9 protein-coding genes and 2 pseudogenes are annotated in these 15767 nt (G+C 65.0%); 5 read left to right on the forward strand and 6 right to left on the reverse strand.

Going from position 1 to position 15767, the window contains the following annotated elements:
* Both ORS3428_RS10125 and ORS3428_RS10130 read right to left on the reverse strand, forming a co-directional pair.
* A pseudogene (locus ORS3428_RS10125) lies at positions 1-362 on the reverse strand (hypothetical protein); the annotation flags it as partial.
* A gap of 310 nt (positions 363-672) precedes the next feature.
* Positions 673-1287 (reverse strand): TetR/AcrR family transcriptional regulator, encoded by a 615-nt coding sequence (locus tag ORS3428_RS10130; RefSeq protein ID WP_071097019.1) that lies wholly within the window; start codon positions 1285-1287, stop codon positions 673-675.
* A 78-nt stretch (positions 1288-1365) separates the two neighbouring features.
* On the opposite strand from ORS3428_RS10130, the gene ORS3428_RS10135 reads away from it, so the two are divergent.
* Both ORS3428_RS10135 and ORS3428_RS10140 read left to right on the forward strand, forming a co-directional pair.
* Positions 1366-2649, forward strand: coding sequence for an MFS transporter (locus tag ORS3428_RS10135; protein WP_071097021.1), 1284 nt, complete (start codon positions 1366-1368; stop codon positions 2647-2649).
* 134 nt (positions 2650-2783) lie between these two features.
* The gene (locus ORS3428_RS10140; protein ID WP_071097023.1) at positions 2784-4358 is read left to right on the forward strand and encodes an alkaline phosphatase D family protein; all 1575 of its coding nucleotides are present in this window, start codon (positions 2784-2786) and stop codon (positions 4356-4358) included.
* A gap of 158 nt (positions 4359-4516) precedes the next feature.
* Here the strand turns inward: ORS3428_RS10140 and ORS3428_RS10145 are convergent, their stop codons facing one another.
* Positions 4517-4804: a hypothetical protein gene (locus ORS3428_RS10145; protein ID WP_244507914.1), complete on the reverse strand. Its 288-nt coding sequence runs from the start codon at positions 4802-4804 to the stop codon at positions 4517-4519.
* A 194-nt stretch (positions 4805-4998) separates the two neighbouring features.
* Between ORS3428_RS10145 and typA the strand changes: the two genes are divergently transcribed.
* The gene (typA, locus tag ORS3428_RS10150; RefSeq protein WP_071097026.1) at positions 4999-6828 is read left to right on the forward strand and encodes a translational GTPase TypA; all 1830 of its coding nucleotides are present in this window, start codon (positions 4999-5001) and stop codon (positions 6826-6828) included.
* A 54-nt stretch (positions 6829-6882) separates the two neighbouring features.
* Here the strand turns inward: typA and ORS3428_RS10155 are convergent, their stop codons facing one another.
* The 3 genes and pseudogenes from ORS3428_RS10155 to ORS3428_RS10165 form a co-directional block, all read right to left on the reverse strand.
* Positions 6883-7509 carry a DUF1062 domain-containing protein gene (locus ORS3428_RS10155; RefSeq protein ID WP_071097028.1) on the reverse strand — a complete coding sequence of 209 codons (627 nt, stop codon included), beginning with the start codon at positions 7507-7509 and terminating at the stop codon, positions 6883-6885.
* Between the two features lie 675 nt (positions 7510-8184).
* Complete coding sequence (locus ORS3428_RS10160) at positions 8185-8508, reverse strand: hypothetical protein (RefSeq protein WP_071097030.1); 324 nt, start codon at positions 8506-8508, stop codon at positions 8185-8187.
* A gap of 116 nt (positions 8509-8624) precedes the next feature.
* Positions 8625-9200, reverse strand: a pseudogene (locus ORS3428_RS10165) (peroxidase-related enzyme).
* A gap of 139 nt (positions 9201-9339) precedes the next feature.
* On the opposite strand from ORS3428_RS10165, the gene ORS3428_RS10170 reads away from it, so the two are divergent.
* Entirely contained in the window at positions 9340-14139 is a 4800-nt protein-coding gene (locus ORS3428_RS10170) for an NAD-glutamate dehydrogenase (RefSeq protein WP_071097032.1), read from the forward strand.
* Between the two features lie 247 nt (positions 14140-14386).
* Positions 14387-15763, forward strand: coding sequence for an MFS transporter (locus ORS3428_RS10175; protein WP_071097035.1), 1377 nt, complete (start codon positions 14387-14389; stop codon positions 15761-15763).
* Positions 15764-15767 lie beyond the last annotated feature (4 nt).

A 15767-nucleotide genomic window follows, 5' to 3' on the forward strand; every position in this document is an offset into this window, starting at 1 on the left:
CTGATCTCGCGACGGTGAATGACTGCGAAAGGCACGGCCTTATCGCCATCGGTCTCGATTCGCCATTCCACCTTCGGGCCTGCGGTGTTGAGCCCGGAAAAACTTTCCCAGACGGCGGTCATGTCATCGGAGGGAAAGCCGTAATAGAGGGACTCGCGCGCATCGTCGTAGCCGATCAGCACCGGATAGCCGCGATAGCCAGAGCAGGCGAGGCTCGCCCAGTCGCCGTCGCCTTCTTGCGCCTGCGCATAGGTCACGCAGTCGTTCTTCCAGTCCAGATCGGTATAGGCGCTGGAAATCTCGCCGGCATGGGCCGAGCAGCCGAGGGCGGCGAGGGCAGTAAGGACAAGCCAGGCACGCATCCGAAGACCTCCGTTTGGTTGCAGCAGCGTAGCGTTAAAACTCGCGTGGGCCTAGGAAAGCTGGGATGGCGCGAAGGGTCAATTATCGAGGCCGGCGCCGCCCCTCACCTGCCTGCCGGCATCCTCTCCCGTATAGCGACGGGAGAGGGGCGCTCTCATCGGCGGTTTCCGCCAATAGCCGGCGTTGCAGGAATGACACCGAGGCTGCGGCCAGCCCCTTCTCCCCGTCACTTAACGGGAAGAAGGTGCCGGCAGGCAGGTGAGGGGCGGCGCCGACGCCCGGAACTGGGCAGTCGGACGGCGTGGAGCGTCATTTCTTCAAGCTGGCTTCGATCAGCAGATCGGCATTGCGGGCGACCGACGCCGCCGGTCCGCCGAGGCCGAACAATTGGCCGCTGATATAGGCGCCTTCGATGAGGAGCAGCAGGCCGTCGCCGAGCGTATCGGCGTCGGCCGCGCCCATCGCCGCGGCCATGGCGCGCAGGCGCCGGCGCAATTCCTGCTTGTTGGCCTCGCTGACGATGCGCGCCGGATGGCTGCGCTCGGGATATTCGACCGCTGCGTTGGTCATGCCGCAGCCGCGATAATCGGGTCTCTGGGTGCGTTTGCCGACGCGGGTGAGGAAGGCGATGATCTGGGCGCGCGGGTCGCCCGGATGCGCGTCGACGGCTTCGTCGAATCGCTCCCAGAACTCGAGGTCGTATTGGCGCAGGTAGGAGGCGGCGAGCTCGTCCTTCGACGGAAAGCTGCGATAGAGGCTGGGCTTGGTGACGCCGGCGCGCTTGACGATCTCGTCGACGCCGATCGCCCGGATGCCTTCGCGGTAGAACAGGTCGCGCGCCACGCCGAGGATCTTGTCCGCCGCCTTTGGGGTCGTGGCACGCGCCTCGCTGACCGATCCTTCAATTTTATTGTCCGATGGCATCCAACAAACTCGCTTGACAATGTTACTGACCGGTACGTATGTATGGCGTCATCCATTTGCAACGTACCGGTCAGTTACATGATAGCCCAGTCCCGCCCGTTTGGCCAGCGCTACGCCTTCGTCGTCGTTGCCGTCATTTTCCTCTGCCTGCTGATTGCCGCCGGGCTTCGCTCGGCGCCCTCCGTCATGATGCTGCCGCTGGAATCCAGCTTCGGCTGGCGGCGCGACATCATCTCGATGGCCGCCGGCGTCGGCATCCTGCTCTATGGTCTCACCGGTCCGTTCGCCGCGGCGCTGATGGAGCGCATCGGCCTGCGCCGCACGTTGCTTGTAGCCCTKCTGGTGATGTCGGGCTCGACGGCGCTCAGCCTGTTGATGACCAAGCCCTGGCATCTCTTCATCACCTGGGGCGTGTTTTCTGGCATAGGCTCGGGCGCGGTGGCGAGCGTGCTCGGCGCCACGATCGTCAACCGCTGGTTCAAGACCAATCGCGGCCTGATGATGGGCCTGATGTCGGCCTCGAGCGCCACCGGYATGCTGGTGTTCCTGCCGCTGATCGCCTCGCTGGCGCAGGCCGGCGGCTGGAAGCCGGTGGCGATCGCGGTGGCGGTCGCAACCGCAGCGCTTGTGCCGGTCGTCTTTCTGCTTGTGCCGGAGCGCCCGTCGTCGATCGGCCAGGTACGCTACGGCGCCGACGCGGACGACGTGCCGCCGGTGTCGCCGGCCTCGCAGGGCAATTTCCTGACGCATACGCTGAACACTCTGYGCCGCGCCGCAGGCACCAGGGTTTTCTGGTATCTCTTTGCCACCTTCTTCGTCTGCGGCTTCACCACCAACGGCCTGGTCGGCACGCACCTCATCGCCTTCTGCGGCGACATGGGCATCGGCGAGGTGCAGGCGGCCGGCCTGCTCTCGATGATGGGAGTCTTTGACCTGATCGGCACGACGCTGTCGGGCTGGCTCACCGACCGCTTCGATCCGCGCAAGCTGCTCGGCGTCTATTATGGCGTGCGCGGCCTGTCGCTGATCTACCTGCCCTATTCCGGCTTCTCGGCGGTCAGCCTGATCATCTTCGCCGTGCTCTACGGGCTCGACTGGATCGCCACCGTGCCGCCGACGCTGAGGCTCGCCAACGAAGCCTTCGGCGACCGCAGCGGGCCGATCGTGTTCGGCTGGATCGTCGCCGGCCACCAGGTGGGCGCGGCCGCGGCCGCCGCCTTCGGCGGCACGATGCGCGAACTGCAGGGCAATTACGAGCTCGCCTTCCTCATCGCCGGCATGACGGGCATCGCCGCCGCCTGTATCTCGCTGCTCATCAACACCAGCCGACCGGCGTTCGATCCCGAGCCGCAGGCGGTCTGAGCTGCTGATCTCCCCCGAGGGGCGAGATCAGCAGCTCCTTGTTCACTGTTATCAAAACTTCATGGTTCCGAAATGCGCCTGAAACATTGAGGCTGGAGCTTGGCTGGGATGTTCAACGCCATCCGGAGACAGCCATGAACAAGATCTCGTTGACCCGCCGCGCTTTCGTCACCTCAGCCAGCGCCTTTGGCCTGGTCGGCGCCTCCGGGCTCGCCCTGCCTTACTATTCCCGCGCCAATCAGCGGCCGGCCTTCACCCACGGCGTCCAGTCCGGCGACGTCGACTCCACCTCCGGCATGGTCTGGACACGGACGGACCGGCCGGCGCGGGTCATGTTCGAAGTGTCGACGACGGAAAGCTTTGCCGACGCGACGCGGCTGGCTGCGCTCGATACGTCGCCCGCCAGCGATTACACGGTGAAGCGGCTGCTCACCGACCTCGCTTCGGACCAGGACATCTTCTACCGCATGACAGCTGCCGACCTTTCCGACATCAACGCCGTCTCCGAGCCGATCGTCGGCCGTTTCCGCACCGCGCCGGCCTCGAAGCGCGACGTGCGCTTCGCCTGGTCGGGCGACACCGCCGGCCAAGGCTGGGGCATCGACGAGACCGGCATGAAGACCTATTCGACGATCGCCAAGCACACGCCCGACTTCTTCCTCCATTCCGGCGACACGATCTATGCCGACGGCGCCATGAAGGATGAGGTCGACCTTCCCGGCGGCGGCAAGTGGAAGAACGTCGTCATGATCGACGGCAAGCGCAAGGTTGCCGAGACGCTGGACGAGTACCGCGACCAGTGGAAGTACAACATGATGGACAAGCACGTGCGGGGCCTCTCCGCCATCTGCCCGACCTTCTACCAGTGGGACGACCACGAGGTGCTGAACAACTGGTCGGATTCGAAGAACCTGAGCGCGGACGACCGCTACAAGGAAAAATCCATCCATGTGCTGGCGGCCCRCGCGGCGCGCGCCTTCCACGAGATGACGACGATCCGTTATGAGCCCTCGGAGCCGGGCCGCGTCTACCGCAAGATCGCCTACGGTCCGCTGCTCGACGTGTTCTTCCTCGACATGCGCTCCTATCGTGGCCCGAACGGCCCGAACCTGGACGAGACGCTGACGCCGAAGTCGCGCATGCTGGGCGAACAGCAGACCAAGTGGCTGAAGCGGGAACTGGCGAATTCCAAGGCGACCTGGAAGATCATCGCCGCCGACATGCCGCTCAGCCTCGTCGTCTGGGACGACGCGGCGAAGAAGGTTGGCTTCGAAGCTGTCAGCAATCGCGACAATGGCGCGCCGAAGGGCCGCGAGCTCGAGTTCGCCGACCTGCTTCGCTACATCAAGAATGCCGGCATCTCCAACACGGTGTGGCTCACCGCGGACGTGCATTACACGGCGGCGCATTACTACAACCCCGACAAGGCGCAGTTCCAGGATTTCAACCCGTTCTGGGAATTCGTCTCCGGTCCGATCCATGCCGGCACGTTCGGCCCCAACGAACTCGACATGACCTTCGGCCCCGAGCTGAAGTTCATCAAGGCGCCGACCGCCGAGCAGGGCCAGAACCTGCCGCCGTCAGCCGGTCTCCAGTTCTTCGGGCTGGTCGACATCTCCGGCGCCACCGAGCAGCTCACCGTGCGGCTGATGGATCGCGACGACAACGAGCTCTACAAGGTCACGCTCGACCCGGTGCGGTCGGCGTAAGTGCCACCTTTACCCTCCCCCTTGTGGGGAGGGTCGACCAGGCGACTTCGTAACACGAAGTCGGCGAGACGGGGTGGGGGGTGAAGCGCCGGCGTGTGGAGACCCCCACCCCGCTCCGCTTCGCGGACCGACCCTCCCCACGAGAGGGAAGGTAGGGTTCAATCCGGATAGCAGGTCGCTGGAATGTTCGGCCAAACCGCGCTGTCGCAGTTCGCAACCTTCTGCCGCTGCTTGAAGGCGGCGCTGACCGGGCCGGTGACGATCGGGTCGACGCCGTCAGGCGCGTCGGCGAACATCTGCTGCGCCGTCCGCGTGTCGGATGTTCGTGCCGGGCTGGCTTCCTTGAGGGCCGCCGCCGACTGCGCGGCGCCCGCCGCAATGAGCACGCCAAGCGCAGCCCACGCGAAAACCGGACGCAATCTGAACATCTGATTGGTCATGAACATGAAATTGCCCGGCCCCTCAAAGGTTCCGCCTTGGTTAACGGAATCATTTCACACCAAGACGTTTAAGAATCAGTGACCATGTATTTGGGACGCGCGGTCCCCTTTCGCAATTGCGAAAAACCTTGTATGAGCCGCGCAACCGAAAAAGGCGGCGCTTTTGGGCCTGCCGCCTGCAACGCTCCCGAGACCAGACAATGAACCTCCGCAATATCGCGATCATCGCGCATGTCGACCATGGGAAAACCACCCTCGTCGACCAGCTCCTGAAACAGTCCGGCGCCTTCCGCGACAACCAGCGTGTCGCCGAGCGCGCCATGGATTCCAACGACCTCGAAAAGGAACGCGGCATCACCATCCTTGCCAAGGCGACCTCGGTCGACTGGAAGGGCACCCGCATCAACATCGTCGACACGCCCGGACACGCCGATTTCGGCGGCGAGGTCGAGCGCATCCTGTCGATGGTGGATTCGGCGATCGTGCTGGTCGACGCCGCCGAAGGGCCGATGCCGCAAACCAAGTTCGTGGTCGGCAAGGCGCTCAAGGTCGGCTTGAGGCCAATCGTCGTCATCAACAAGATCGACCGTCCGGACGCCCGCCACATCGAGGTGGTCAACGAGGTGTTCGACCTGTTCGCCGCGCTCGACGCCACCGACGAGCAGCTCGATTTCCCGATTCTCTACGGCTCGGGCCGCGACGGCTGGGTCTCGGAAAACCCGGAAGGCCCGAAGGAGCAGGGCCTGGCGCCGCTGTTCGATCTCGTGGTCAAGCACGTGCCGGCGCCGACGGTGCATCCCGGTCCGTTCCGCATGATCGGCACCATCCTGGAAGCCAATCCGTTCCTCGGCCGCATCATCACCGGGCGCATCGAGTCCGGCTCGCTGAAGCCGAACCAGCAGGTCAAGGTGCTGCACCATGACGGCACGCAGATCGAGACCGGCCGCATCTCCAAGATCCTCGCCTTCCGCGGCCTCGAGCGCCAGCCGATCGAGGAAGCGCAGGCGGGCGACATCGTGGCGATCGCCGGCCTGTCGAAGGGCACCGTCGCCGACACCTTCTGCGACCCGACGGTGACCGAGCCGCTGCATGCGCAACCGATCGACCCGCCGAYGGTGACGATGTCCTTCCTCGTCAACGACAGCCCGCTTGCCGGCACCGAGGGCGACAAAGTGACCAGCCGYGTCATCCGCGACCGGCTGCTGCGCGAGGCCGAAGGCAATGTCGCGCTCAAGATCGAGGAATCGCCGGAGAAGGATTCCTTCTTCGTCTCCGGCCGCGGCGAATTGCAGCTTGCCGTACTGATCGAGACGATGCGCCGCGAAGGCTTCGAGATCGCGGTGTCGCGGCCGCGCGTCGTCATGCAGAAGGGCGAGAACGGCGAGCTGCTGGAGCCGGTCGAGGAAGTCGTCATCGACGTCGACGAGGAGCATGCCGGCGTCGTCGTGCAGAAGATGTCGGAACGCAAGGCCGAGATGGTCGAGCTGCGCCCCTCCGGCGGCAATCGCCAGCGCCTCGTCTTCCACGCGCCGACCCGTGGCCTGATCGGCTACCAGTCGGAACTGTTGACCGACACGCGCGGCACCGCCGTGATGAACCGGCTGTTTTACGCCTACGAGCCCTACAAGGGTGAGCTGCCCGGCCGCACCAACGGGGTGCTGATCTCCAACGAGCAGGGCGAATCGGTCGCCTATGCGATGTGGAACCTGGAGGACCGCGGCCCGATGATCATCGATCCGGGCGTCAAGGTCTATCAGGGCATGATCATCGGCATCCACTCCAGGGACAACGACCTCGAGGTCAACGTGCTGAAGGGCAAGAAGCTCACCAACATTCGAGCGGCCGGCAAGGACGAGGCGGTGAAGCTGACGCCGCCGGTGCGCATGACGCTGGAGCGCGCGCTGGCCTGGATCCAGGACGACGAGCTGGTCGAGGTGACGCCGAAGACGATCCGGCTGCGCAAGCTTTACCTCGACCCGAACGAGCGCAAGCGCTTCGAGAAGTCGGCCAAGGTGATGGGCGCGGCGTAAAGTTTTCCCCGAAGCAATTATCGAGGGAGGGAGCAGGTCTCCCTCTCTTTTCATTTATCCGCATGCTGCGGAGACGATGGCGTCGCGATCGGCTTCGCCGGCAAGGTCGATGCGGACCGCCATGCCGTCGCGCGCCGGCCTGCGCAAGGCCCGGGCGCCATCCGGTTCGACGATAAGCAATAGTCGCTCTTCCCAGGCCTGCAGCCTCGACCGCGAGACGCCGAGCTCGCCTGCAAGCAGGCGGTCGAGCCGCGCAGGTGTCGCGGCATCGAGTCGAAGCTCAAGGCGAAGCGCGGGAGCGTGTCCCGGCAAGCCATCCAGCAGCTCTTTTCGGACCGTGACGTCGGGAAATTCCTCGATCCGTCCGATCCGGCTTCGCAGTGCCGTGGCATCGAACGCATGATGTCGCACGAGTGCTGGATCGTTGCTCTCGAGCGCGGTCAGAAGCGCCGGCTCGATGTCGCGGCGGTTGCAGCGCTCCAGAATGGTGCGGTTCCAGGAATTGTCGCAGCCGATGCAGCGGTAGATCAGCCAGGCGTCGATGCGCTTGCCGTTGGCGTTCACACGGAATTTGCCGCTGCATTGGTACGGTCTCACGCCGCCGCAGCGATTGCAGTTTATGAGAGGTCGCGGTGCGATTTGGGGCACGATCGCCCAGCGAATACGCAACAGTCCAGACATGCCGGTAGGCCCTTCCCGTCGGGAGGTCCGTCAAGCCGGCGATGTCCGAGATGCCTCTTTGTTTGAGCATGATCTTTTCCGAAAACCGGATGCCGGGATCATGCCCATGCGGGCACGGTGTGGCGAAAGGCTGCGATGGTTGGAAGTCAGGCGTCGGCGCGGTTTGCGCGACGGCGGCTCAGCTGCCAAACCGGTCTCGAAACCGCCGCCTGAAGAACAYATGAAACGATTGCAGATGCCGCCAAAGCTGCGCCTGMGGTGCTTTCGGGGGAGTAGACGAGACCGGCGGTTACTGRGGCAAAGTCAGGCTCGAAATGGATAAAGGGTCGGTTCTTTTAGCCGCGCGATGGTGAACGGGCAAGGGCTGCTGTTGGCCGATAGGGGCGACGCGCGGCTGAATTCATTTTCGAATGTCGGCGCCGCCCCTCATCCGCCTGCCGGCACCTTCTCCCCGTGAAGAACGGGGAGAAGGGGCTGGCCGCAACGTTGGCGCCTTCTTCGCTACGTTCGCGATTGGCGAAATCGCCGGCGAGAGTGCCCCTCTCCCCGCTCTACGGGGAGAGGATGYCGGCAGGCAGGTGAGGGGCGGCGCCGACGTATTCGATGAAGATCGGCAACCATGTCAGCGCCACGACGATGGCAGGCACTGCCGCGGCGATCTCAACACCTTTTGCGTCACATCATCTCGATGATCGGCGCGATCTCGACGGTGAAGGCAGGGCCCATCAGGATCGGGCAATCCTTGGCCTTGGCCACGGCGTCGTCGATGTCCTCGGCCTCGATGATCGTATAGCCGGCGGCCGGATTGCTGCCGCCATTGTTCTCGACCTTGCCGCCGGGCARCACCGTCTTCGACATTCCGACGGGATTGCCGCCATCGACGACAGCCGAGCCGAGCTTGTCGTACCAGYCGGCCCAGGCGTCCATCGCGGCCTTCCGTTCGCCTTCCTCTGTCGGCATCTTGYCGGAGCCGTGATAGACGTAGAGAAATTTCGCCATGTTCTCCTCCCTTGTCCGCGGCGAAACCGGCAGCGGCCACGCCGCTTGGCAATCATCGGACCAAAACGGCGAGCAGGCAAYGGGAATGCGCAGCCGGTAACAAGTGTTGATGTCCCTTACCGCGCCATCGCGTGGTAGTCGGGGTTCGGCCGCATGTCGACGGCAGCCGCCACCCGGTTCGACATATTGAAGAAGGCGGCGGTCGAGGCGATGTCCCAAATGTCGCGGTCGGTGAAGCCCGCCTCACGCAAGCGGGTGCGGTCGGCCTCGACGATCTTCGCCGGCGCTTCCGTCAGCTTGACCGCGAATTCCAGCATCGCGTACTGGCGAAGGGACAGATCGGCGGCGCGGAAATTCATCACCATCATCTCGCCCAGCGCAGGTTCGCCGGAAAGCTGGCRCACCGCCGCGCCATGCGCGGTCAGGCAGTAGAAGCAGTGATTGATCGAGGAGACGACGACCGCGATCATCTCGCGCTCCAGCTTCGACAGGCCCGAATCACCCAGCATCAGGTCGTTGTACATGTCGGTGAAGGCGCGCAGCTTCGTCTCGTCGAAGGCATATGCCAGAAGCACGTTGGGCACGAGACCGAGCTTCTACTCGCATTTGGCGAAATAGGCTTTCGTCGCCTCGCCGAGCTCCGCCTGGACCAGGTCGAGCGCGGTGATCTTGCCGGTGGTCTTTCCGCTCATGGGGCTGTGTCCTTCTCGTTCAGTGCTGATTCCCAGCAAAAATTCCGAAGAATTTTCGCAAGCCGTCAAACCTTTGTCGCCAACGGCGGTCATCTGCTACCATAAACGCAAAAGCATGTGACGGGAGGGACTTCACATCATGGCCAGCCTGAAAACCGCGAGCCAGCCCAAAAAAACCAGCCAGACAAAAGGAGGGGCGGCAAAGGGAAGCGAAAGACCAGGCCGGCTCGTGGACTACCTTCTGGCCCGCGCGCCTGCCGAGGACGTCGCCGCCTACGACGTCGCGGATCTGGAGCGCGCCGGCGATCTCGCCGGCCATGCCGTGGCAAGGCATCGCAAGGGCGAAACGATCGTCGCCATCGACACCGAGTCCGGCGTGATGCGCCAAGGCAAGCCGATGACGGTGATCACCGTCGTCAACGACAACATGCCGTTCCTGTTCGATTCCATCCTGGGCGAGGTCGCCGAGACCGCGGGCGAGCCGCTGCTGGTCACRCATCCCGTCATCGTTGTCCGGCACGGCAAGGGTGGCGTCGAGGAAATCCTGGGCGATGGCGGCTCGGTCAAGAGTGAGGCCGCCAATGATCGCCTCAGCGTCGTCCATGTTCACATAGGCCGTATCTCGGCCGACCAGGCCGAGGCATTGGCAGGCCGGCTGAAGAAGCTGCTCGGCCAGGTGCGCGCCGCCGTCACCGACTGGAAGCCGATGCTTGCCCGCCTCGACCAGGCGATCTCGGAATTCCGCTATTCCCCGGTGCCGCTCGACAAGACCCATGTCACCGAGGCGATCGCCTTCCTCGAATGGCTGCGCGACGACAATTTCACCTTCCTTGGCATGCGCGAGTACAAATATATCGGCGGCGAAAAGAGCGGCACGCTGGAGCGCGCCGACAAGCCCGGTCTCGGCATCCTGACCGACCCCGACGTGCTGGTGCTGAGGCGCGGTACCGAAGCGGTGACAACGACACCGGAAATCCGCGCCTTCCTGCACGGGCCGGAGCCGCTMATCGTCACCAAGGCGAACGCCAAGTCGTCCGTCCACCGGCGCATCTATCTCGACTACATCGGCGTCAAGACCTACACCGCCAAGGGCGCGCTTKCCGGCGAGCTGCGCATCGTCGGCCTGTTCACCTCCACCGCCTACACGCGCTCGGTGATGAAGATCCCCTATCTGCGCTCCAAGGCGGAGACCATCATCGCCAAGTCCGGCTTCAACCCGAACGACCATTCGGGCAAGGCGCTGATCAATGTGCTGGAGAGCTATCCGCGCGACGAGCTGTTCCAGGTTCCGGTGCCGATCCTGAGGAAGCATGCCGAGGCGATCCTGGGGCTGATCGAGCGGCCGCGCGTCAGGGCCCTGGTGCGCGTCGACCAGTTCGACCGCTTCGTCTCGATCCTCGTCTTCGTGCCGCGCGACCGCTACGACAGCGTCGTGCGCGAAAAGATCGCCACCTATCTCAAGACCGTGTTCGAGGGTAGGCTGTCGGCCTATTACCCGGCCTTCCCGGAAGGCGGGCTGGCGCGCGTTCATTTCATCATCGGCCGCTCGGGCGGCAAGACGCCGAAGATCGAGCAGGCGACCATCGAGGCGGYGATCCGCGATATCATTCGGACCTGGGATGACGCGCTCAAGGAGACCGCGACCGAAACGGGCGCGGACGCGGCGCTGACCGCCATCGCGATGCGCTTCCCGGAAAGCTACCGTGATACGTTCAGTGCCGCCGTGGCGCTGGCGGACGCCGGACGYATAGCCAGGATCGGACCCGACAACCCGATCGCCATCGACTATTACCGMCATGCCGACCAGGAGCCGCACCAGGCGGCGCTGAAGATCTATCACTTCGGCAGCCCGGTGGCGCTGTCGCGGCGCGTTCCGGTGCTGGAAAATATCGGCTTCCGCGTCATCAGCGAACGCACCTTCGAGGTCGGCGACGAGGTCTCCGGCAAGGTCTTCGTCCACGACATGGAGCTGGAGAACAGCTACGGCAAGCCGATCGATCTCGCCGACGGCGGCGCGCTTTTCGAGGACGCCTTCCTGTCGGTGTGGCACGGCGATGTCGACAATGACGGCTATAACGGCCTTGCCCAGACCGCCGGCCTGTGGTCGGGCGAAATCACCATCCTGCGCGCCTATGGCCGCTACCTGCAGCAGGCCGGCATCCCGCAGAGCCAGGATTTCATCGCCGCCGCGCTCAACCGCTATCCCGAGATCGCGCGCGGCCTGCACCAGCTCTTCGTCGCCCGCCTCGGGCCGACGGCCGAAACGGAGGGCGCGGTCGCCGCCAAGCACCTCAAGGCCAAGATCAAGGACGCGCTGGAAGAGGTGCCCAACATCGATGACGACACCATCATCCGCCGCTACCTCAACCTGATCGAAGCCTCGCTGCGCACCAACCATTTCGTTGCCGATACGAAGGAGAAGGGGCAGTCGCTGGCGATCAAGCTCGACTCGCAGGCGGTCGAGGGCCTGCCGGCGCCGCGCCCGTGGCGCGAGATCTTCGTCTACGGCTCGGAGGTCGAGGGCGTGCATCTGCGCTTTGGTCCGGTCGCGCGCGGCGGGCTGCGCTGGTCCGATCGCGCCCAGGACTACCGCACGGAGGTGCTGGGGCTGGTCAAGGCGCAGCAGGTCAAGAACGCGGTCATCGTGCCGGTCGGCGCCAAGGGCGGCTTCTACCCGAAGATGCTGCCGATGAGCGCCGGCCGCGACGCCATCTTCGAGGCCGGGACTTCCGCCTACAAGAACTTCGTCTCCAGCCTGCTTTCTATCACCGACAATATCGGCATAGAAGGCGTCATCCCGCCGGCCGGCGTGGTGCGGCGCGACCAGGACGATCCCTATTTCGTCGTCGCCGCCGACAAGGGCACGGCGACCTTCTCCGACACAGCCAACGCCATCTCCGAGAAGCACGGCTTCTGGCTGGACGACGCCTTCGCCAGCGGCGGCTCGGCCGGCTACGACCACAAGAAGATGGGCATCACCGCCAAGGGCGCCTGGGAGGCGGTGAAGCGCCATTTCCGCGAAATGAACCGCGACATCCAGACAACGCCCTTCTCTGTCGTCGGCGTCGGCGATATGTCGGGCGACGTCTTCGGCAACGGCATGCTGCTCTCGCCGCAGACCAGGCTGATTGCCGCTTTCGACCACCGCGACATCTTCATCGATCCCGATCCGGACATGGCGGCGTCGCTGGCCGAACGCCAGCGCATGTTCGCACTGCCGCGCTCGTCCTGGCAGGACTATGACAAGTCGAAGCTGTCCGAAGGCGGCGTGATCGTCTCGCGCAGCCAGAAATCGATCACCCTGCCGCAGGCCGCCGCCGCCGCGATCGGGCTCGCCAAGACCACCGCCACCCCGGCCGAGATCATGAACGCGATCCTGAAAGCGCCGGTCGATCTTCTGTGGTTCGGCGGCATCGGCACCTATGTCAGGGCCTCAGGCGAAACCAATGCCGATGCCGGCGACCGCGCCAACGACGCCATCCGCGTCACCGCGCTCGACGTGCGCGCAAAGGTCATCGGCGAGGGCGCCAATCTCGGCGCCACGCAGCGGGCACGCATCGAATTCGGCATGAATGGCGGCCGCTGCAACTCCGACGCCATCGACAATTCGGGCGGCGTCAACTGCTCTGACGTCGAGGTCAACATCAAGATCGCGCTGGCGTCCGCCATGCGCAAGGGCTCACTTGCGCGGCCGGCGCGTAACAAGCTGCTCGCCGAGATGACCGACGAGGTGAGYGCGCTGGTGCTCTCCAACAACTACCAGCAGACGCTGGCGCTGTCGCTGGCGCGCAAGCGCGGGCTGGCCGACATCGCGCACCAGGCCCACTTCATGACGGCGCTGGAGGCGCGCGGACTGCTCGACCGCGCCGTCGAGACGCTGCCCTCGCCGGCCGCCCTTGCCGAGCGCGAGGCGCGTGGCGAACCGCTGACCAGGGCCGAGCTCGGCGTGCTACTCGCCTAWGCCAAGATCGTGCTGTTCTCCGATATCGTCGCCAGCGACGTGCCGGACGATCCGCATTTCGAGCRCGACCTGATGGGCTATTTCCCCGAGCGAATGACAAAGAAATTCGCCGGCGAAATCCGCGACCACCGGCTGCGGCGCGAGATCATCTCGCGGGTGCTTRCCAATGACCTCGTCAATCGCGGCGGTCCGTCCTTCGTCAACCGGCTGCAGGAGGBCACCGGTCGCACAGCGGCCCATGTCGTGCGCACCTTCACTGTCGTCCGCGACGGCTTCGCGCTGCCCCAGCTTTACAAGGAGATCGATGCGCTCGACAACCAGATCGACGGCCAGATMCAGCTCGATCTCYACCAGGCGGTCAGCCGGCTCATCTTCATGACCAGCGGGTGGTACCTGAAGAACGATGCGGGTTCGGCGCCGCTCAGCCAGTGCATCGCCGAACTGCAGGARGCGCGCAAGGCGCTTGAGCCGAAGCTCGTGTCGCTGCTRCCGGCCTTCTCGCGCGAGCGGCTCGAGGAGCGGCGGCTTGGCCTGTTCAAGGGCGGTRCGCCGGAGAAACTGGCCGAGAAGCTGGYGCTCGCCGAGGCCGGTGAACTTATCCCGGACATCGCGCTCACAGCGCGCACGGCCGGTGCCGACATCGTCAGCGCGGCCAAGGCGTTCTTCGCCGTCAGCGACGCCTTCCGCATCCCGCGCGTCGAGGAAGCCGCACGCTCGATCATGCCGCCGGACTATTACGATCAGCTCGCGCTGTCGCGCGCGACCGACACGATCGGCGCGGCTAGGCGCGGCATCGCGGTAGCGGCGCTCACCGGCCATGGCAAGGCGGAGGATCCTGTCGCGGCCTGGCTGGAGGCCGGCGGCGAGCGCGTCGCCCGCATCCGCGAGCGGTTGCAGGCGCTGACCGAAGGCGGCGAGATCACCGTGTCGCGGCTGTCGGTTGCCTCGGGTCTAATGAGCGACCTGACGGGGATGTGAGCTTTGCTACCCTCCCCCTTGTGGGGAGGGTCGCTGCGAAGCAGCGGGGTGGGGCTGCGCCGCCCTCCCCACCCGGACCTTCGGTCCGACCTCCCCACAAGGGGGAGGTAGGGGTGGCGCTTTTGTCGCCGCCCCCTCAAGAGATCCGGCAAGCTAGTGAACATGGCGCCATGCTTGTTCATTTGCATGCGGGTGGGAAACATGCAGACATGGCGCCCGCAATAGGACCAACGATGCCGGAGGGGACATGGCCGAAGTAGCAGTGCAGCGGGCGTCGAGGCGCGGCATCTGGGGCTGGATGTTCTTCGACTGGGCGGCGCAGCCTTTCTTCACGGTCGTCACCACTTTCATCTTCGGGCCCTATTTCGTCTCGCGCATGGCGAGCGATCCGACCAGCGGGCAGGCCGCCTGGGGCTACGGCATCGCCGCTGCAGGTCTCGTCATCGCGGTGCTTTCGCCCGTGCTCGGCTCGATCGCCGACCAGACCGGGCCGCGCAAGCCGTGGATCGCCTTCTTCGCGGCGATCAAGATCACCAGCCTCACCCTGCTTTGGCTGGCGGCCCCCGGATCGAACCTCTTCCTGGTGGTGCTTTTGTTCTCGCTGGCTTCGGTCGCGGCGGAATTCTCGACCGTCTTCAACGATTCCATGATGCCGCGCCTGGTGCCGAAGGAAGAGATCGGCAAGATCTCCAACGTCGCCTGGGGGCTCGGTTATCTCGGCGGCATGGTGGCGCTGATCTTCGTCGTGCTGTTCCTGGCCGGCTCGCCGGAAACCGGCAAGACGATCATCGGCCTCGACCCGCTTCTCGGGCTCGACCCGAAGATCGGCGAGGACGCGCGCGCCACCGGACCGATGGCGGCCGGCTGGTATTTCCTGTTCATCCTGCCGATGTTCTTCTTCACGCCGGACGCCATCAAAGGGCTTCCGATCGGGCCGGCGGTGCGCGAGGGCCTGTCGGAGCTGAAGTCCACGCTTTTTGAGGTGCGCAAGCGTGCCGGCATCTTCCGTTTCCTGATTGCCCGCATGATCTACCAGGACGGCGTCAATGCGGTGCTGGCGCTGGGCGGCACGTTCGCCGCCGGCATGTTCCATTGGTCGATCACCGAGATCGGCATGTTCGGCATCATCCTCAATGTCGYCGCCATTTTCGGCTGCTGGATCGCCGCGCGGTTCGACACCGCACTCGGCTCGAAGGCGGTGGTGATCATCGCCCTTGTCATGCTGTCCGTCGCCACGCTCGGTATCGTCTCGACCGGGCCGGGCTTCACGCTGCTCGGCCTGATCCCGCTTTCGACCGCCGATTCCGGCGGCCTGTTCGGGACGGCGGCGGAAAAGGCCTACATCCTCTACGGCCTGCTGATCGGTTTGGCTTTCGGACCGGTCCAGGCCTCGTCGCGCTCCTACATGGCGCGCTCCGTCACGGCGGCCGAATCAGGCCGCTATTTCGGCATCTATGCGCTGGCCGGGCGGGCGACGAGCTTCCTGGCGCCGTTCCTGGTCTCGACGATCACGCTCGCCAGCGGCTCGGCACGTCTCGGCATGGCGGTGATCGCACTGTTCCTCGGCCTCGGCATGGCGATCCTGCTCGGGACGCCGTATCCGGCGGACAAGCCGATGGACTGAATCT

It is taken from the genome of Mesorhizobium sp. ORS 3428, from assembly GCF_001854785.1.
GTDB lineage: Bacteria > Pseudomonadota > Alphaproteobacteria > Rhizobiales > Rhizobiaceae > Mesorhizobium.